This is a genomic window from Methylovulum sp. (assembly GCF_028687615.1).
In the GTDB taxonomy this organism is placed as follows: domain Bacteria; phylum Pseudomonadota; class Gammaproteobacteria; order Methylococcales; family Methylomonadaceae; genus Methylovulum.
This window is the reverse complement of the sequence record NZ_JAQTZU010000042.1, coordinates 1-17,220: the sequence shown is the minus strand read 5'-3', so window position 1 is coordinate 17,220 and position 17,220 is coordinate 1. Positions and strand designations below refer to the sequence as shown.

The following is a 17,220-nucleotide window of genomic DNA, read 5'->3' as shown; positions in this document are numbered from 1 at the left end:
AAAAAGCCAAGGCAGAAAAAACCGAGCAAGCCAAAGCGGTAGCGGCTGAAAAAGCCAAGGCCGAAAAAGCCGAGCAAGCCAAAGCGGAAGCGGCTGAAAAAGCCAAGGCCGAAAAAGCCGAGCAAGCCAAAGCGGAAGCCGCTGAAAAAGCCAAAGCCGAAAAAGCCGAGCAAGCCAAAGCGGTAGCGGCTGAAAAAGCCAAGGCCGAAAAAACCGAGCAAGCCAAAGCGGTAGCGGCTGAAAAAGCCAAGGCCGAAAAAGCCGAGCAAGCCAAAGCGGAAGCGGCTGAAAGAGCAAAGGCCGAAAAAGCTGAGAAAGCCAAGGCGGAAGCCGCTGAAAGGGCAAAGGCCGAAAAAGCTGAGAAAGCCAAAGCGGAAGCCGCTGACAAGGCCAAGGCAGAAAAAACCGAGAAGGCCAAGGCGGAAGCCGCTGAAAGGGCAAAGGCCGAAAAAGCTGAGAAAGCCAAAGCGGAAGCCGCTGACAAGGCCAAGGCAGAAAAAACCGAGAAGGCCAAGGCGGAAGCCGCCGCCAAAGCCAAGGCCGAGGCCGCTGAAAAGGCCAAGGCGGAAGCCGCCGCCAAAGCCAAAGCCGAGGCCGCTGAAAAGGCCAAGGCGGAAGCCGCCGCCAAAGCCAAAGCCAAGGCCGAGGCCGCTGAAAAGGCCAAAGCGGAAGCCGCCGCCAAAGCCAAGGCCGCTGAAAAGGCTAAAGCAGAATCAGACATTTCAGGATATAAGGATCTGATAAAGCGGCAAGTTACAGGAAACTGGATTCGACCACCTGATTCACAAGGTTTGCATGGAAAAGTTGAAGTAAGACTAAGTTCTAGTGGCGAAGTCTTGGATATAGATGTCTCTTCTAGTAGTGGAGATGAAATGTTTGACAATTCCATGATTAACGCAGTCAAGCGGTCTGGAATGCTTAAGGTTCCCAAAGACCCAAAACTTTTTACTTATTTTAGACACTTTACCATTGATTTTAAATAAATTTCATCCTTATCCATGACTAATCGTGATTGTAAAAATAGAGGCAACCCTATGGTTTTTTTAAGAAATATCGTGATGGTGACGTTGTGCGCCTTGAGTTTGCCAAATAGCTATGCCGCCCTCACCATTGAAGTAACAGGCGGCACCGAAAGCGCGATGCCAGTAGCAGTTGTACCTTTTGCGGCAACCGCAGTACCTGTAGACATTAGTGGAATTGTCAACGCCGACCTCGAACGTAGCGGCTATTTCAAAATGATGGCGCAACAAGCCATGCAAAGCCGGCCTAGCAGCGCGTCGGAAGTCAATTTCAAAGAATGGCAAACCTTGGTGCAAGATTACTTGGTCGTTGGCAGGGTGGACAACAACGGCGGCCAATACGATGTGCAGTTCCAATTGCTCGATGTCAATAAAAGCGGGCAATTGCTGGGTTATAAAATGTCCTCGTCAACCAATGACCTGCGCCGTACCGCGCACCACATCAGCGATTTGATTTTTGAAAAACTGACTGGCAAAAAAGGTGTGTTTAGCGGGCGCATTGCCTACATCACCAGCAATGGCAGACAAAACCACCAATTACAAGTTGCCGATGTCGATGGCTTTAACCCCCAAACCATTGCTTCATCGCCAGAGCCATTGATGTCGCCCGCCTGGTCCCCTGACGGCAAGCGGGTTGCCTATGTATCGTTTGAACGGCACTCGGCGGCAATCTACATCCAAACACTGGCGACAGGACAACGTGAGCGGGTCGCCGAATTTCCAGGCATCAACGGTGCGCCTGCTTGGTCACCTGACGGTACACGCTTGGCATTGACCTTATCCAAAGACGGCAACCCCGACATTTTTATTTTGAATTTGGCCTCCCGGTCATTACTGAAGCTATCCAAAAGCACCGCTATCGACACCGAACCTGTCTGGTCGCCTGATGGCAGCGCGATTGTCTTTACGTCTGACCGTGGCGGAAAACCGCAACTTTATATGGCATCAAGCCAAGGCGGCAACGAAAAACGCATCACTTTCTCCGGCGATTACAACGCCCGCGCCAGCTTCTCGCCCGATGGCAGAAGCTTGGCGATGGTCCACGGCAATGGCGGCAACTACCGCATCGCCGTTATGGACATGGCCAGCCGTGGCATCAGCGTCCTGACCTCTGGCCCTTCTGACGAATCCCCCAGTTTTGCTCCGAACGGCAGCATGATTTTGTACGCCTCGAAAAAAGGTGGGACCGGCTTCTTATCGGCTGTCTCGGTCGATGGTAAAATGCAGCAAAAACTGATGTTTAGTAACGGCGAAGTCCGCGAACCCGCTTGGTCGCCCTAGTTTTAACCACACTGGTTTTATCAAATTAATCACTTAATCTGGAAATTGACAATGAAATTGAACAACAGCGTTTTAATATTGGCCATCAGCACCCTGCTTTTGACGGCCTGTGCGGATACCGAAGACAAAGACCCTAGCCTGCTCGATGGCAGCCAAGCCGGTACGGGCATAGGCGATGCCTCAACCAACGGCTTGAATAACGGCACCGGTATCAATGGTTCTGAAATGGGCGGTTCAGGCATGTACGGCTCAGGCGACGGTGCCAGCAGTTTAGGCCCCGAATTCAGCGATCCAAACAATCCACTGTCCAAACGCACCATCTACTTCATGCTCGATAGTTTTCAAATCCAGCAAGATTTCGTTCCGGTCATCGCCGCCCATTCGCAATATTTGCTGGCAAACCCATCCCAGCACATCACGCTGGAAGGTCATGGCGACGAACGCGGTTCACGCGAATACAATATCGCCCTAGGTGAACAACGCGCTAAATCGGTCGCCAGTATCATGAAAATCCAAGGTGTTTCCGACAGCCAAATCGGCATCGTCAGCTACGGTGAAGAAAAACCTGCCGCTTTCGGTAACGATGAATCGGCATGGGAACTCAACCGCCGTGTGGAAATTAACTATCAGGGCCGCTAAATGAACAATCGCCTCGTTATTTTGTTAAGCGCGTGCGGGCTTGCCGCCAATGTTTACGCCTTGCCCGAAGTTATCGACAATTCCGCGTATCCGCCATCGGCAATACCGGCAAATAACATCCCTTCTTCGCCATCGACCAACTCGCTAATGGAAATGACGGGGCGTCTGGAACAATTGCAAACTGAAATCCAGCAGCTTACGGGTAAAGTCGAAGAACAGGCCAACACGATTGCCGAACTGAAAAAGCAGCAGAAATCCAGGCTCGGCGATCTTGAAGAACGCTTACAAACCCTAGAAAGCAAAAGCCCTGGCGGTACCGAAACGGGTGTTACTCCCGCTGACGCGACCGCCCCTCCTGTTGACGCAAGCACAGGCGAACCAGCAGCCAATCCCTCACCGGCTCCAATGCCAGCCGCCGAATCTTCCGCACCGATTGACGCCGTTGCCCCTGCCGCCGTTGCCGCACCAACAGCAGCACCTGCGCCCAAAGCCGCCTCCGAAGCCGAAGACCAAGATTACAAAGCCGCTTATCTCGCCCTCAGAAATGGACACACCGACGAGTCGATCAGCGCGTTTAAAAACTATCTGGACACCTATCCTAACGGCGGCTTGGCGGGCAATGCCCAATATTGGTTAGGGGAAGCCTATCTGGTCAACAAAGACCCGGATTCGGCACGGCAAGCGTTCAACACCGTCCTCGACAAATATCCCAACAGCCTCAAACAAGCCGATGCCTTGCTGATGCTCGGCAAAATTGAAATGGACCAGAAAAATGTCGACAAAGCGCGGGATTATTTCACCCAAGTGAACACAAAATTCCCCAACACCACAGCCGCCCGCGCAGCCACCAAAAAGTTGTTGTTGCTTAACATCAGCCAATAACCGTGGCTGCACTACGCATCACCGAAATATTCCACTCGTTGCAAGGTGAGGCCAACACCGTAGGCTTGCCAACGGTGTTTATCCGCCTCACCGGCTGCCCATTGCGTTGCGTCTACTGCGACACGGCTTATGCGTTCACAGGCGGCAAAAAAATGACCATTGCCGACATCCTTGGCGAAGTGGAACAATACGCTTGCCGCTACGTCACGGTTACAGGCGGTGAACCCTTGGCACAAGCGGCTTGCCACGAACTATTAAACCACCTGGCAGATAAAGGCCACCACGTCTCGCTGGAAACCAGCGGCGCACTGGACGTATCAGGCGTTGACGGACGAATCATTAAAGTCATGGACTTAAAAACCCCCAGTTCCGGCGAATTGGACAAAAACCTGTATAGCAACATCGCCCATTTAACAGCGCAAGACCAAGTCAAATTCGTCATCGGCAATGATGCGGACTACGAATGGTCAAAAGCCATCCTTACGCAATACGATTTGCCCCAACATTGCCAAATCCTTTTTTCACCGATAGCCGAACAACAAAATCCCACGGAACTGGCGGAAAAAATCCTCCGTGACCGCTTGCCCGTGCGTTTTCAAATCCAACTCCATAAACTGCTTTGGCAAGACGCCCAAGGTAAATAAACACCCATGCAAAAACACGCCATCGTCCTGCTCTCAGGCGGACTCGACTCCATCACCGCCCTCGCCCTCGCCCAACAACAAGGCTTTAGTTGCTACGCACTAAGCTTCAACTACGGGCAACGGCACAACGCCGAATTGGTCGCCGCCGCCCAAATAGCCAAAGATTACCAAGTCATCGACCATAAAATCATCAATTTGGGCTTGGATGCCATTGGTGGCTCCGCACTCACCGATGACCACATCGCCGTGCCTGACACGCTACAAACGGGCATCCCCGTGACTTATGTCCCGGCGAGAAACACCATTTTTTTGGCCTTCGCCCTAGGCTGGGCCGAAGTGCTCAAACTCCAAGACATTTTCATAGGAGTCAACGCCGTCGATTATTCCGGCTACCCCGACTGCCGCCCGGAATTTATCAACGCCTTCCAACAATTGGCAAATATTGCCACCAAAGCCGGAGTGGAAGGCGGCCGTTTCACCATCCACACACCGCTGATGGCCTTAAGCAAAGCCGACATCATCAAACAAGGCACGGCATTAGGTATCGACTACGGCCGCACCGTCTCCTGCTACAGCGCCGACCGGCAAGGCCGCGCCTGTGGCATCTGTGATGCCTGCCGATTAAGAAAAATAGGATTTCAAGAAGCAGGCATAACCGATCCAACCGATTATCAATAAAAAGTATTGCAAAACCTATCGTCATCATTATAATAGGCGGTCTTTGTTGGGTCGCTAGCTCAGCCGGTAGAGCACCGCACTTTTAATGCGATGGTCATGCGTTCGAATCGCATGCGACCCACCATCTTTTCCTTGTCAAATCAAGAAGTTCAACATGATTGCCCGTCGAGTTGAAGCAACATAACCGCAGCAAGGCGCAAATTTAAGCGTACTCTGCATTATTTGCTCAATGAGGTGGCGTATGAACCTGCAAGGATTCTTCAAACCTAGCCAATTTCTGGCTAACATCTACCCCGTCTTTTCCGGCAACCCTTGCCGAATAACCGACCACAATTCCCGCAATAAATTATTTTTATTTGATGCCGTATCTGCCGCTTTAAACATTGGTCATTCGTCTATCGGTTTTGGGAGGGTTGCCTAATGGCTTATATCCGTCCTTTAGCAAACGGCAACTTCCGTGCGGATGTCCGTATGAAAGGCATTGCCAAAAACAAAACCTTCCCTACCCTATCACTTGCCCAATCTTGGGCGGATACCATCGAACACGGTATCAAAACCATTCCCCACCTGACACCAACGCAATTGCTGGCCTTGTCCGAGGCGGACATTGACCGCATGGGCGGGGAGGAACTGTTCAGGCAATTGGGTGTTGATTTGTTTGCCATCCGTAAAGGCGAATTGCTGAAACTGCGTTGGTGTGATGTGGACTTTAAGGACAGCGCGGGCTATTTGGGTGACAGCAAGAACGGCACTAGCCGTACCTTACACTTTGCCCCCGTGGTGATGGCGGAATTAAAACGCTTCCCTGAGATCGGCAACAGGGTTGATATTCCCCTCTGATGAAAAACCCAACCAAGCGATGGATTTCCGCAAAGCCTGGAGCAAGGCGTTAAAGGCGGCGGTCATTTCAGAAAAGGACATCCTTAACCCCGACGGCAGCGTCAAAGTCGAAAAATTCACCTTCCATTGTCTACGGCATGGCTTTTGTTCGGCACTGTCCGACTCAGGCAAGGAAATCAACCAAATCGCCAAACTGGCGGGGCATAAAAGCATCCAAACCACCTTGCGCTACATCCACCAAGGCCGCGAGCAAAAACGCCAGATCGTGAATGAATTGGCGCAGACGTTTAGCTTATAATCTGTTTTAGCCAATCTAGGAGTTTCTCCAAGGATCATTCAATTTCAGGTAGTCCTGCAATCGGAATAATAATAGATTTGTCAATAAAATATTGCGATGACTGTACGCCTTGAAGTACGGGCATTCGACCCAATAAATCGGTAGGCTTGACTTTTTACAAATCATTCCGATTGCAGGACTACCAACGCCCGAACTCAGTGAAGACGTTTTGCGCTGCATCGACCACGCCATTCCTTTTCCGATCATTTACCAACTCATTTTTGACGACTGCATAAAAGTGAAAGCCGCCTACAAACGCCCTAATGATGCCGATAGCGGTAAATGGGTGCTTGATGCTTACTTTGAAACCGACTGGCAAACCAACAATACAGAACGCGCTGAGCTTCCCATCGCCCTAGACTTAGCCGGACTCTATGAACACCTACTAAGGCAACTGCTGCCCTTGCCAGCCAAACCAGGCGAAACGCTCAAGTCCCAAGTGGAACGTTTACAGCAGATTCGCGGTAAACAACAAGAATGCCGTAAAATGGAAGCCAAGCTACAGAAAGAAAAGCAATTTAACCGCAAAGTCGAACTCAATAAACAATTGCGCCAACTGAACCAAGAGCTGGCAGAGCTGTTATAAAACCGATTTGAGTTTCCAATCGTGACAAGGTAAAAATCAACAACAGGGCAGGAGTTAACCATGAACATCGCTGAAACCATCTACCAACACGTTAAAGCCATGCCTACAGCCAAAGCCGTTGAAGTGCTGCATTTTGTCGAATTTCTCGAAACAAAACCGGACGTGATCGCCAAAGATAACCCAGCCAACGAAGCACTTGAGTTCATCCAAAACCTGCCCGTCGGTCAACGCACAGATGCCGAAATCAACAACCATTTTCAGGCATTAAGAGATGAATGGCAGCCAACATGACCTTATTCCTAGACGCTTGCAGCATCATTTATTTGCTTGAATCGCACCAGCAGCAAGGACAAAAGACGCGGCTATTAATCACCCAAGCGCTACCAAGCAAAACCCAACTAATGGTTTCCAGACTGTCTTTTTTAGAATGTCGGGTATTTCCGCTGAAAGAAAACAATACTGATTTACTGGAAAGTTATAAGCGATTTTTTTGTCTGCCAAATGTGAAAATCATAGAACTTACCGCAGACGTGATGGATATTGCCACTGATTTACGGGTCAAGTACCCGTCATCATTAAGAACTCCCGATGCTTTACAACTGGCTTGTGCATTATCAGCAAACGCCAATCAATTCCTGACTGGGGATAAAAAACTTTCGGTTATTCAAGAAATTAATGTAGTCATTGTCTAATTGAAAGTTTGCTGACATTCAACGCATAAGCGCAGGAAAAAACATGATCACCAAAGAGCAACTCAAAGACGAAATTAATACGGTCGAAGACCCGCAAATATTGGAACTGCTTTATCAACTGCTGTTAAAAATAAAACACGGTAACATCCCCCAAAAACAGACCCTGACAAACTGGTTGCTTGAAAATATGCAGGGCTTAGGCAATTTAAGCTTACCCGACAGAAATGAAACCGATAGGGAAATAGATGTTGACGAATAAATACGAACTCATTATTTACTGGGGTCATGACGATGACTGATTTTTAGTGGAAGTGCCTCAGCTTGCAGGTTGCATGGCGGATGGTAAAACCTATACAGAAGCGGTTTTAAACGCTGAAAAAATCATTGCTGAATGGCTTGAAACCGCACAAATGCTAGGGCGCAACATTCCTGAACCACGCGGCAAACTGATGTACGCTTAACTCAATTAAAAAATCATGGACAAACTCAAACTGCATAGCCCCGACCTTACCGAAGCCAATATCACTAAACTGGCTGAACTCTTCCCCAACTGCGTCACCGAAATCCGCGATGGTGAAGGCGGCTTGCAACGAGTGATTGATTTTGACCTGCTTAAACAAGAACTGTCCGCCTCCGTTGTCGAAGGCGCACAAGAACGTTACCAGCTCAACTGGCCGGGCAAGCGCGAAGCCCTGCTCACCGCCAATGCGCCGATAGCCAAAACCTTGCGCCCGTGCCGGGATGAAAGCGTCGATTTTGACAGCACCCAAAACCTGTACATTGAAGGCGACAACCTAGACGCGCTCAAGCTGTTGCAGGAAACTTATTTGGGCAAGGTGAAAATGATCTACATCGACCCGCCTTATAACACGGGCAATGATTTTATTTATGAAGATGATTTTGCCGAAGACACCGCCAGCTATTTGCAGCGTTCAAACCAGAAAGATGAAGTCGGCAACCGCTTGGTTGCCAATAACGATAGCAACGGGAGGTTTCATTCGGATTGGTTGAGTATGATGTATTCACGCTTACGGTTAGCGTGGAATTTGCTTTCAGATAAAGGAATTCTTGTTGCATCAATTGACGAAAATGAATTAGTTAACCTCAGAAAGCTTTCAGACGAGATTTTCGGTAAAGACAATTTACTTTTTCAAATAACACTTCTCTGTAATCCTAAAGGGCGTTCGCAAGATAAGTTTGTGGCAAACTGTCACGAATATCTGGTTGGATATTCAAGGCAACAACTTAACAAGGGTGATACCAACATTCCGAAAGATAATTATGAAATTGAAAAAAATTATAAGCTTTTTGATAAACGCGGAAGGTATCGAGAACTTGAGTTGCGTAATACACATCGCGAATTTGGTAAGCATAATAGAAAAAACTTATATTTCCCTTTCTTTGTAAGTAATTTGGGAGAAGTGTTGCTAGAGGAGGCATTAGGATTCATCCCTGTATTTCCCAATTGGGATGACGGTTTCGAAGGATGTTGGACATGGGGGAAAGATAAGGCACTTCAGCAGCTAGATGAAATTGTTGCTAAAGAAGTAAAAGGTAACTGGAAGATTTATCGTAAAAATTACGCCGAAGATGAGGATGGTGAAGCTACTAAACAAGTTAAATCAATCTGGACAGAGAAGCAGTTCCACACTGAAAAAGGTCAATCAGCTTTCAATGAACTTTTTGAAACAAAAGATAAAATTTTCCAATCTCCAAAGTCGGTTGATACGATCCGTGAGTTGTTGTTAATGGGGTCATATAAAGACTCATTTGTAATTGATTTCTTCTCAGGTTCAGCCACAACCGCCCACGCAGTCATGCAGCTTAATGCCGAAGACGGCGGCAAACGCAAATTCATCATGGTGCAACTACCCGAAACCTGCGACCAAAAATCCGAAGCTTTTAAAGCAGGCTACCCAACCATTGCCGAAATCGGCAAAGAACGCATCCGCCGTGCCGGACAGAAAATCAAACAGGACAACGCCGACAAGCCAGGCATTGAAAATCTGGATATTGGCTTTCGCGTACTGAAAATCGACAGCTCCAACATGAAAGACGTGTACTACACGCCCGACCAGCTCAACCAAAACGATCTGGAGCAATTCACCGATAACATCAAAGCCGACCGTAGCGCCGAAGATTTGTTGTTCCAAGTCTTGCTGGCTTGGGGCGTGGATTTGACCTTGCCGATCAGCCAAGAAACCATTGTTGTTAAGGATGAAGGTGGAAGGCTGAAGGATGAAGTGGAGGCAGAAAATTCATCCTTCATCCCTCAGCCTTCATCCTTTAAAAACTACCCAGTCTTCTTTGTCGATGGCAACGCCTTAGCCGCGTGTTTTGAAACCGACATCAACGACGACTGCATGGATGCAGGAGTTAGAGTAATGCAGGGAGCAATTACCGAAGCCTTTGTCAAAGAACTTAGCCTACGCAAGCCCTTGCGCGTGGTCTTCCGTGATGACGGCTTTGCCAGTGATAGCGTTAAAATCAACATCGGACAGATTTTTAAACTGCTGTCGCCGACGACTGAAATTAAGACCATTTAAAGGTAAAAATCCATGCAAAAACAAGACATAGCGCAAGCGATTTATCAAAAAACCCAACAACTGCCCGTTGAAGACTTAGAAGAGGTGTTGCAGTTTGTTGAATTTGTACAATTCAGACACAGAAAAAAAACTAAATCATCATCTTGGCAACAAGATTTTTTGGCCATTTCCCAATGGGATATTAACGCTTAACCGAATAAATTTGGAGATGTCAGATGAACCCACAACAAGCCAACACCGCCCATAGCCTGTACGCTCTCTACGAAACCTTGCCGAATGAAGTCCAGCAGGCGTTTCTGGAAGAGCTTTTGCAAAAAAAACAGCAAGAGCTGGAAGACTTGGCATTCGCGCTTGCCTGTAAGCAGGCCAAAGAAGAAAACCAATTTTTAAACGGGCAAGAAGCACAGGGATTTATACAAAGCTTGTCGCAATGAAAATTGAAATCAGCAAACGCTTTGTAAAAGACACACAAAAAATCACCGATAAACGAATTTTGACAAAAATCCAGCAGGTTTTGCTGGAGGCGCAACAGATTGAAGACTTCCGTTGTTTGGCTGATTTGGAAGAACTATCAGGCTTTCCCCATTTTTACCGCATTAAATTCGATTACCGTTATCGGATAGGCATTTATTGCGAAGGCGAGGTTATCGAGTTTTTGCGTGTGGGTAGTAGAGAAGGCTTTTATAAAAAATTCCCGTAGCAGACCATAATGAAACTCAAATTCAAACACCAAGCCTACCAAACCCACGCCGTGGAATCCGTCGTAGACTGTTTTAATGGGCAGCCATTTAGCAGCGGCTTTAAATACGGCATTGATCCTGGCGTGACCGCCGCTACAACACAGGCCAGTTTGCTGGATTATTCCGGTTTCAGGAATGAGGAACTCAGCAAGTCCGTCAATGTGCTGGACAATATCCACAAAATCCAACACCACCAAAACTTGCCATTTTCTACAGCATTGGTTGAAGACAAGAAAACGGGCTGCAAAGTGAATCTAGATGTGGAGATGGAAACTGGCACGGGCAAAACCTATTGCTATATTAAAACTGTGTTCGAGCTGAACAAACGTTATGGCTGGAGCAAGTTTATTATTGTCGTCCCCAGCATTGCCATCCGTGAAGGCGTGTATAAGTCACTGGACATCACTGCCGAACATTTTTTGGAAGCTTACGGCAAAAAGGTGCGTTTTTTTATTTATAACTCCAAGCAATTGCATAATCTTGAAAGTTTTTCTTCCGATGCGGGCATTAATGTCATGGTCATTAATGTGCAAGCGTTTAATGCGACGGGTAAAGATAACCGCCGCATTTATGAAGCCTTGGATGATTTCCAATCGCGCCGCCCCATTGATGTGATTGCCGCCAACCGCCCGATTTTGATTCTGGACGAGCCGCAAAAAATGGAGGGGACGAAAACGTTGGAGTCGCTTAAGAATTTTAATCCCTTGATGATTTTGCGTTACTCCGCCACGCATAAAACCGAATATAACAAAGTCCATCGTCTGGATGCGCTGGATGCTTATAACCAGAAACTGGTGAAGAAAATTGCCGTGCGTGGCATTTCAGTCAAAGGTTTAAGCGGCACGAATGCTTATCTGTATTTGGGTGGCGTGGAGATTTCAACCAGCAAGCCGCCGATTGTCCGTGTTGAGCTGGAAATCAAACAGCAATCCGGCATTAAGCGGGTGCTGCGAAAGTTAGCGAAAGGCGATAATTTATTTGATCTTTCCGGTGGCTTGGATCAGTACCAAGATTTTGTAGTGTCAGACATTAATGCCAACACCCATACCTTGAGCTTTACCAATGGTGTGGAGCTGGTGGTGGGCGAGGTGACGGGCGACGTCAATGAAACGGCGTTGCGGCGTATCCAAATCCGTGAGGCCATCAAAGCCCATTTTGAAAAAGAGCAGGAATTGTTTCATCAGAATATCAAAGTGCTGTCTTTGTTCTTTATTGACACGGTCGCCAAATACAAGATGTACGATGAAACGGGCGAGGTGGCAGGCGAATACGCGCAATTGTTTGAAGAAGAGTATAACAGCCAGCTTAACGAAATCCTGACACTTGATGATAGCCCTTACAATGCTTACTTGCGAGGTATTGACGCAGCACGAACCCATCAAGGTTATTTTTCGATTGATAAGAAATCAAAACGCTTAGTCGATCCGATAACGGGCAAAAAATCCACCGAAACCGATGATGTCGATGCTTACGATCTGATTTTAAAGGACAAGGAACGTTTGTTGTCGATGGATGAGCCGACACGTTTTATTTTTTCGCATTCGGCTTTACGCGAAGGCTGGGACAATCCCAATGTGTTTACCATCTGCACCCTCAAGCACAGCGACAACAGTATTTCCCGCCGTCAGGAAGTTGGGCGCGGTATGCGTTTGTCGGTCAACCAATCCGGCGACCGCATGGACAACCCCGCCACCGTACATGATGTGAATGTCCTGACGGTGGTCACCAGCGAAAGTTATACGGATTTTGTCACGGCTTTGCAAAAAGATATTGGCGAGTCCTTGTCCGCGCGTCCGCGTATCGCCGATGAAAAATACTTTACGGGCAAAGTGCTGAAAACAGCGGAGGGGGATTTCGAGGTCACACCGCAACTTGCCAAGTCGATCTACCGTTATCTTGCCAAAAATGACTACACCGATGATGGTGACAAGATTACGCAAACCTATCACACCGCCAGAAAAGCAGGATTGCTTGCCGATTTGCCGCCTGATTTGGCGATCCATGCCGAGCAAGTGTTCCAACTGATTGATAGCGTCTTCAGCGATTCCCAATTGCCGCCTATTGATGATGGACGCAAGGCCAAAATAAATCCGCTCAACGCCAATTTTGATAAGCAAGAGTTTAAGGAACTTTGGAACCGCATCAATAAAAAAGCCGCATACACCGTCAATTTTGAAACACCAGAACTGGTCAAGCTGTGCGTGTTGGAGCTGGACAAGGCATTGTCAGTCAGCCCGTTGCAATACACTATCAAACGCGGCGAACAAATTGCCGATGCCACTTATGGCGCGGTCAAAAAAGGCGAATCATTTAAAGTGATGGAGACAAGCACGGAGTCCAATAAATATTCTGCCCATTCAGCGGTGAAATACGATCTTGTCGGTAAATTGGCGGAAGCCACCCAACTGACCCGTCAAACCATCGTCAGCATTTTACAGGGCATCAGGCTAGATATTTTCAGCCAGTACAAAACCAATCCCGAAGATTTTATTGCCCAAGCCTCACGGTTAATTAATGAGCAAAAGGCCACGGCTATTGTTGAACACTTGGCTTATGACTCGATTGCCGAAAGCTATGATATGGATATTTTTACCCAAGAAAAGCCAAAAATGGATTTCAGTAAGGCAGGAGAAAAACTGAATCGGCATATTTACGACTATGTGTTTACCGACTCTAAAATCGAACGGGATTTTGTCACCGAACTCGACACCTGCCAAGAAGTGGTGGTTTATGGGAAGTTGCCGAAGGGCTTTTTTATTCCGACACCCGTAGGAAATTACAACCCTGATTGGGCAATTTCCTTCAAAGAAGGCACGGTCAAGCACATCTACTTTATCGCCGAAACTAAAGGCTCGATGTCTTCAATGGAGTTAAGGGCTATTGAAAAAGCCAAGATCGAATGCGCCCGTAAGTTCTTTATTGGGCTAAATGAGAAAATAACCACCGACAAAGTAAAGTATGACGTGGTGGATAGCTACGGGAAGCTGATGGAATTGGTGGCAAGTTGAAGTTATGGCTTAACACAACTGCTTAAAACAGCAAGGGGAGTTGTTGGATCTGATGTTTTCGGGGGGCATGAGGCACTGTATTTATTAGGGGGATTTCAATTTGTTTGCCAGAAAAAACCAAGTTGCTTCAAAAAGATCAAATAAATTTCTTATGAAAAACAATGGCTTTCCTTTATTAGTAGAAAATTCACTATTTTTTAGGTGGTAGTCCTGCAATCGGAATGATTTGCAAAAAAGCAAGCGGTTAAAGCAGGGCCTACAAAAGGAGAGCCAAACGGTCTAAAATTGCTACTTTTTGCCCCGATGAACTACTGCCCGCACTGCCACGCCAGCTCCCTTGTCAAAAACGGCCGCCATCCCAAAACAGACTGCCAGAAATACCGTTGCCAAACCTGTGGCCGCCAGTTTGTCCAGAACCCCAAGAAACAGCGTGTGGGCCTGGGACAAAAAAGTCTAATCGGCCGCCTGTTGCTTGAGCGCATCCCCTTGGCGGGTATAGCCCGTGTTGTCGGGGTTTCCGAGCGGTGGCTACAAAACTACGTGAACCGGCTTTATGCGCGGGTGCCCCGCCGGGTGGAGGCGAAGCCAAACCGAAGGACGGCCTTATGCCTGGAATGTGACGAACTGTGGTCGTTCGTCGGCAACAAAGGCAACAAACAATGGGTCTGGCTGGCTTTGGACAGGAAAACCCGCGCCATCATCGGCGTGCATGTCGGCGACCGCAGCCGGGCGGGCGCCCAAGCCTTATGGGACTCGCTGCCTGAAGCCTACCGGGAATCGGCTGTCTGCTACACCGACTACTGGGAGGCCTACCGCCTGGTCTTCCCGGAAGACCGCCACGTCGCGGCTGGCAAAGACAGTGGTTTCACCAACCACATCGAGCGCTTCAACAACACCCTCCGCCACAGGGTCTCGCGTCTGGTCAGGGATTCACTGGCATTTTCCAAAAAACTGGCCAACCACATCGGTGCCATCTGGTTTTTTGTCCATCACTACAATTTATCCAGACTTGACTTTTAACAAATCATTCCGATTGCGGGACTACCAAATAGCGTCCAACTATTCCGTCAGCGTTGCGTTTTTTGGCGTAAAGTATTCCGTAAGCAATCATGACGATCAAGCTGGATTGCAGGTCGTAACCCACATCCGTTTCGTGCGTGACACCCACACGGGGCGCTAGTGGCGTAAGTGTCGGTTTTGTTAAGGTGCTTATAGCTTAGCCGCGACCAGTCATTTATGCCCTTGAGGGTATGCACACATAAGGCGTACTGGCTGCAATGCTTTTCGATACCCTCATGTGCCGCCGCCGTCAGTGGCTCCTGGAGTATCGGCAGGCTGACCGACTCGTTCGCGTAGAACCGCCAAGCCGCCTGCGTGCTGGCGAAGCTGCCGGTTTTGTCTGGCAATGCCTTTAATCCTGCGCCTAGCGGTTCGCTTGAATTCATCTGTTCAAGCACCAATTGCTGATGGCGCTTGATGAGGCGTGGGTCTACTCCCGCCAGTGTTTTTTAAAATCATTCCCCATCATGCCATTTCTTTTGGAAACTTGTGTAGATACTTATGACTTATGCAGGGCAAGCGCATAAAAATGTCAGCTAGAAAAAATCACATTCTCCCTGAATTGGTCGCTTAAGGCAGACATAAACCGTTTTCTTTTGACACCCAGCTTAGAAGGCTCATTTTTCAGCAGATTGATAGAAAGTTGACGAACAATATTAAAGTTTTCAGGTGCATAGCCTTTACGGATGCGGGGGTCATCTTCCCTAAACGTCACATCTAGCACCCAATGCAATGAGTTTTCGACACCCCAATGTGCCCGTGCCGCTTGGGCAAATGGCTTTACGTCCGCCAAAGGGCAGATGTAGTGCCGCCGTTCAATAGCCACTTTGCCGTTGACGAGCCGCCCACTCTCAACCATGCCAACGCCCTTCAGCCCTCGCCAACGAGCGGCATCGGGCAGTGTATCCAGGCAGGTGGACAAATAGCACCGCCGCGTCTCTATGCGGCCATGCCCGGAGCCGGTGTCTTCATGGGTTTGTAACTGGCAGAAACCCGGCTTATTGGCGGCTATCGCCACGTCGAAATAATCGATGATGGCCTCATGCAAAAGGGCTTGGTTGTCCTTTACCGCCAGGACGTAATCGGCTTGTTTTGCAACGATTTTTGCCGCAATCCCAGTTTGGCAGCCCATCGCGTCAATCGTGATTATGCAGCCTTCAACTTCAAGCATCTCCAGCAAAGTCGGCATTGCGGTAATCTCGTTGGACTTCGCATCGGTCTTGACCTGGCCCAACGACATGCCCGCTTGGTTCGCCCACGCACCCACCCTGTGGATCGCCCCGAGCTTCTCCTTGCCGTTGTAAGAATGGCGGGCGGTCTTGCCATCAATGGCCACGGCTTCACCCGGGGCCAGTTCGCTGACACTCCGCACCCGGGCCATAAAGCATTGGGTCATTTGGGCAGGGTCGAGGCGGGCAATCACCCGAGCTATGCAGTCATGCGAAGGGACGCCATTTTCCAATACAAGCCATTTGCCCGGCCAATCCCGTTTTCCTTTCCCAAACTGTTCAATGGCTTCCCAACCTTCCGCCCCGCCGATGACCGCGCAAATAGTCAAAACGATAATGTCGATCAGTTTATGCCTTTTATGCCGGTCTATCCGGGGGGCTTTCATCGATGAAAAAGCTTCTTGTAAACTTAATGCCAACTGCTGCTTCCCAAAAGTCTTAGTATCTCATTTTTATGCCCATTTTTATGCGCTTGCCCTGATGACTTATGGCAGGACATCTTTCAGCTTGGAGATGCCACTTGTGCCCCAGAGGGTATGCCGCTTAAGGCATCGCGCCAAGCCGGAACGCGACACGTCCGGGTTGACATAGGTTTTATGTGACATAAAGCAAGTGTATAGTTCCGCACGATCATATACCCATCCGTAGCTGGCCGTTGTTCCGGGCAAAAGCGTATTTACAAGAACATTATCAGACTGCTAAACAGGAAACAAGCACATGGGCCACCACATCCATTCCCAAGCAAGGACAACGCCCGTAATCCGCCAAGAAATCAAGGATTCGGCACTGTCAGACCGGAAACTGGCCGGGCGGTACAACATTAGCCGTAGCACGGCGAGGAAATGGCAACAGCGCGAGGACACCGAAGACCGCTCACATCGCGCCCATACCTTAAACACCACCCTAACGGAGCTGGAAGACGACTGCAAGGATGCCACCACAAGGGGGGTCTATGGACAGAGGTAGGGCAACGCCCCTCAAGGGGGTCTATGGACAGAGCGGTTGCCGGGGCGATTGTGGCCGGTTTGCGTGAAACCTTG

Annotated in this window: 22 protein-coding genes and 1 tRNA gene; 21 read left to right on the top strand and 2 right to left on the bottom strand. The window is 48.7% G+C overall.

The window, feature by feature from the left end:
* From PHH59_RS16065 to PHH59_RS15970, 20 genes are all read left to right on the top strand, one after another.
* Positions 1 to 983 (top strand): cell envelope integrity protein TolA (locus tag PHH59_RS16065; RefSeq protein ID WP_300018588.1); only part of this gene is annotated, 983 nt, incomplete at its 5' end.
* A gap of 51 nt (positions 984 to 1,034) precedes the next feature.
* Positions 1,035 to 2,300 (top strand): Tol-Pal system beta propeller repeat protein TolB, encoded by a 1,266-nt coding sequence (tolB, locus tag PHH59_RS16060; RefSeq protein ID WP_300018585.1) that lies wholly within the window; start codon positions 1,035 to 1,037, stop codon positions 2,298 to 2,300.
* Between the two features lie 51 nt (positions 2,301 to 2,351).
* Positions 2,352 to 2,939 carry a peptidoglycan-associated lipoprotein Pal gene (gene pal / locus PHH59_RS16055; protein WP_300018582.1) on the top strand — a complete coding sequence of 196 codons (588 nt, stop codon included), beginning with the start codon at positions 2,352 to 2,354 and terminating at the stop codon, positions 2,937 to 2,939.
* Positions 2,940 to 3,821 carry a tol-pal system protein YbgF gene (ybgF, locus tag PHH59_RS16050; RefSeq protein ID WP_300018579.1) on the top strand — a complete coding sequence of 294 codons (882 nt, stop codon included), beginning with the start codon at positions 2,940 to 2,942 and terminating at the stop codon, positions 3,819 to 3,821. It abuts the gene before it with no gap.
* A 2-nt stretch (positions 3,822 to 3,823) separates the two neighbouring features.
* A complete protein-coding gene (gene queE / locus PHH59_RS16045) occupies positions 3,824 to 4,465 on the top strand; it encodes a 7-carboxy-7-deazaguanine synthase QueE (protein WP_300018576.1) in 642 nt (213 codons plus the stop codon).
* A 6-nt stretch (positions 4,466 to 4,471) separates the two neighbouring features.
* The gene (gene queC, locus PHH59_RS16040) at positions 4,472 to 5,143 is read left to right on the top strand and encodes a 7-cyano-7-deazaguanine synthase QueC (RefSeq protein WP_300018573.1); all 672 of its coding nucleotides are present in this window, start codon (positions 4,472 to 4,474) and stop codon (positions 5,141 to 5,143) included.
* A 48-nt stretch (positions 5,144 to 5,191) separates the two neighbouring features.
* Positions 5,192 to 5,267 (top strand) — tRNA-Lys (locus PHH59_RS16035).
* Between the two features lie 296 nt (positions 5,268 to 5,563).
* The gene (locus PHH59_RS16030) at positions 5,564 to 5,983 is read left to right on the top strand and encodes a hypothetical protein (protein ID WP_300018570.1); all 420 of its coding nucleotides are present in this window, start codon (positions 5,564 to 5,566) and stop codon (positions 5,981 to 5,983) included.
* Entirely contained in the window at positions 5,967 to 6,281 is a 315-nt protein-coding gene (locus PHH59_RS16025; protein ID WP_300018567.1) for a tyrosine-type recombinase/integrase, read from the top strand. The genes PHH59_RS16030 and PHH59_RS16025 overlap by 17 nt, the downstream gene beginning before the upstream one ends.
* 136 nt (positions 6,282 to 6,417) lie before the next feature.
* Positions 6,418 to 6,906, top strand: a complete 489-nt coding sequence (locus tag PHH59_RS16020) for a DUF4391 domain-containing protein (RefSeq protein ID WP_366905199.1) — start codon at positions 6,418 to 6,420, stop codon at positions 6,904 to 6,906.
* Positions 6,907 to 6,966: 60 nt separating this feature from the next.
* Entirely contained in the window at positions 6,967 to 7,197 is a 231-nt protein-coding gene (locus PHH59_RS16015; RefSeq protein WP_300018564.1) for a hypothetical protein, read from the top strand.
* Positions 7,194 to 7,598 (top strand): PIN domain-containing protein, encoded by a 405-nt coding sequence (locus tag PHH59_RS16010; RefSeq protein WP_300018561.1) that lies wholly within the window; start codon positions 7,194 to 7,196, stop codon positions 7,596 to 7,598. The genes PHH59_RS16015 and PHH59_RS16010 overlap by 4 nt, the downstream gene beginning before the upstream one ends.
* A gap of 43 nt (positions 7,599 to 7,641) precedes the next feature.
* Positions 7,642 to 7,857 carry a hypothetical protein gene (locus PHH59_RS16005; RefSeq protein ID WP_300018558.1) on the top strand — a complete coding sequence of 72 codons (216 nt, stop codon included), beginning with the start codon at positions 7,642 to 7,644 and terminating at the stop codon, positions 7,855 to 7,857.
* A 46-nt stretch (positions 7,858 to 7,903) separates the two neighbouring features.
* Positions 7,904 to 8,059, top strand: a complete 156-nt coding sequence (locus PHH59_RS16000) for a type II toxin-antitoxin system HicB family antitoxin (protein WP_366145494.1) — start codon at positions 7,904 to 7,906, stop codon at positions 8,057 to 8,059.
* Positions 8,060 to 8,074: 15 nt separating this feature from the next.
* Positions 8,075 to 10,144, top strand: coding sequence for a site-specific DNA-methyltransferase (locus tag PHH59_RS15995; protein ID WP_300018555.1), 2,070 nt, complete (start codon positions 8,075 to 8,077; stop codon positions 10,142 to 10,144).
* 12 nt (positions 10,145 to 10,156) lie between these two features.
* On the top strand, positions 10,157 to 10,336 hold the full coding sequence (locus tag PHH59_RS15990; protein ID WP_300018552.1) for a hypothetical protein: 180 nt from the start codon (positions 10,157 to 10,159) through the stop codon (positions 10,334 to 10,336).
* Between the two features lie 23 nt (positions 10,337 to 10,359).
* Entirely contained in the window at positions 10,360 to 10,578 is a 219-nt protein-coding gene (locus PHH59_RS15985; protein WP_300018549.1) for a hypothetical protein, read from the top strand.
* A complete protein-coding gene (locus PHH59_RS15980) occupies positions 10,575 to 10,844 on the top strand; it encodes a hypothetical protein (RefSeq protein WP_300018546.1) in 270 nt (89 codons plus the stop codon). Before PHH59_RS15985 ends, PHH59_RS15980 begins: the two co-directional genes overlap by 4 nt.
* Before the next feature lie 9 nt (positions 10,845 to 10,853).
* Positions 10,854 to 13,892 (top strand): DEAD/DEAH box helicase family protein, encoded by a 3,039-nt coding sequence (locus PHH59_RS15975; protein WP_300018543.1) that lies wholly within the window; start codon positions 10,854 to 10,856, stop codon positions 13,890 to 13,892.
* Between the two features lie 303 nt (positions 13,893 to 14,195).
* The gene (locus PHH59_RS15970) at positions 14,196 to 14,912 is read left to right on the top strand and encodes an IS1 family transposase (RefSeq protein ID WP_300018591.1); all 717 of its coding nucleotides are present in this window, start codon (positions 14,196 to 14,198) and stop codon (positions 14,910 to 14,912) included.
* Positions 14,913 to 14,959: 47 nt separating this feature from the next.
* On the opposite strand, the gene PHH59_RS15965 is transcribed toward PHH59_RS15970, so the two are convergent.
* Together PHH59_RS15965 and PHH59_RS15960 are read right to left on the bottom strand one after the other, a co-directional pair.
* Positions 14,960 to 15,337: a hypothetical protein gene (locus PHH59_RS15965; protein WP_300018540.1), complete on the bottom strand. Its 378-nt coding sequence runs from the start codon at positions 15,335 to 15,337 to the stop codon at positions 14,960 to 14,962.
* Between the two features lie 146 nt (positions 15,338 to 15,483).
* Positions 15,484 to 16,599, bottom strand: a complete 1,116-nt coding sequence (locus tag PHH59_RS15960; RefSeq protein ID WP_300018537.1) for an ISAs1 family transposase — start codon at positions 16,597 to 16,599, stop codon at positions 15,484 to 15,486.
* A gap of 298 nt (positions 16,600 to 16,897) precedes the next feature.
* Between PHH59_RS15960 and PHH59_RS15955 the strand changes: the two genes are divergently transcribed.
* Complete coding sequence (locus PHH59_RS15955) at positions 16,898 to 17,146, top strand: hypothetical protein (protein ID WP_300018534.1); 249 nt, start codon at positions 16,898 to 16,900, stop codon at positions 17,144 to 17,146.
* Positions 17,147 to 17,220 lie beyond the last annotated feature (74 nt).

What these genes read in the sequence shown, in the direction of transcription:
- tolB (WP_300018585.1), top strand. Translation starts at nt 1,035, where the DNA reads ATGGTTTTTTTAAGAAATATCGTGATGGTGACGTTGTGCGCCTTGAGT.
- pal (WP_300018582.1), top strand. Translation starts at nt 2,352, where the DNA reads ATGAAATTGAACAACAGCGTTTTAATATTGGCCATCAGCACCCTGCTT.
- ybgF (WP_300018579.1), top strand. Translation starts at nt 2,940, where the DNA reads ATGAACAATCGCCTCGTTATTTTGTTAAGCGCGTGCGGGCTTGCCGCC.
- queC (WP_300018573.1), top strand. Translation starts at nt 4,472, where the DNA reads ATGCAAAAACACGCCATCGTCCTGCTCTCAGGCGGACTCGACTCCATC.
- PHH59_RS16030 (WP_300018570.1), top strand. Translation starts at nt 5,564, where the DNA reads ATGGCTTATATCCGTCCTTTAGCAAACGGCAACTTCCGTGCGGATGTC.
- PHH59_RS16015 (WP_300018564.1), top strand. Translation starts at nt 6,967, where the DNA reads ATGAACATCGCTGAAACCATCTACCAACACGTTAAAGCCATGCCTACA.
- PHH59_RS16010 (WP_300018561.1), top strand. Translation starts at nt 7,194, where the DNA reads ATGACCTTATTCCTAGACGCTTGCAGCATCATTTATTTGCTTGAATCG.
- PHH59_RS16005 (WP_300018558.1), top strand. Translation starts at nt 7,642, where the DNA reads ATGATCACCAAAGAGCAACTCAAAGACGAAATTAATACGGTCGAAGAC.
- PHH59_RS15995 (WP_300018555.1), top strand. Translation starts at nt 8,075, where the DNA reads ATGGACAAACTCAAACTGCATAGCCCCGACCTTACCGAAGCCAATATC.
- PHH59_RS15990 (WP_300018552.1), top strand. Translation starts at nt 10,157, where the DNA reads ATGCAAAAACAAGACATAGCGCAAGCGATTTATCAAAAAACCCAACAA.
- PHH59_RS15985 (WP_300018549.1), top strand. Translation starts at nt 10,360, where the DNA reads ATGAACCCACAACAAGCCAACACCGCCCATAGCCTGTACGCTCTCTAC.
- PHH59_RS15980 (WP_300018546.1), top strand. Translation starts at nt 10,575, where the DNA reads ATGAAAATTGAAATCAGCAAACGCTTTGTAAAAGACACACAAAAAATC.
- PHH59_RS15975 (WP_300018543.1), top strand. Translation starts at nt 10,854, where the DNA reads ATGAAACTCAAATTCAAACACCAAGCCTACCAAACCCACGCCGTGGAA.
- PHH59_RS15970 (WP_300018591.1), top strand. Translation starts at nt 14,196, where the DNA reads ATGAACTACTGCCCGCACTGCCACGCCAGCTCCCTTGTCAAAAACGGC.
- PHH59_RS15965 (WP_300018540.1), bottom strand. Translation starts at nt 15,337, where the DNA reads ATGAATTCAAGCGAACCGCTAGGCGCAGGATTAAAGGCATTGCCAGAC.
- PHH59_RS15955 (WP_300018534.1), top strand. Translation starts at nt 16,898, where the DNA reads ATGGGCCACCACATCCATTCCCAAGCAAGGACAACGCCCGTAATCCGC.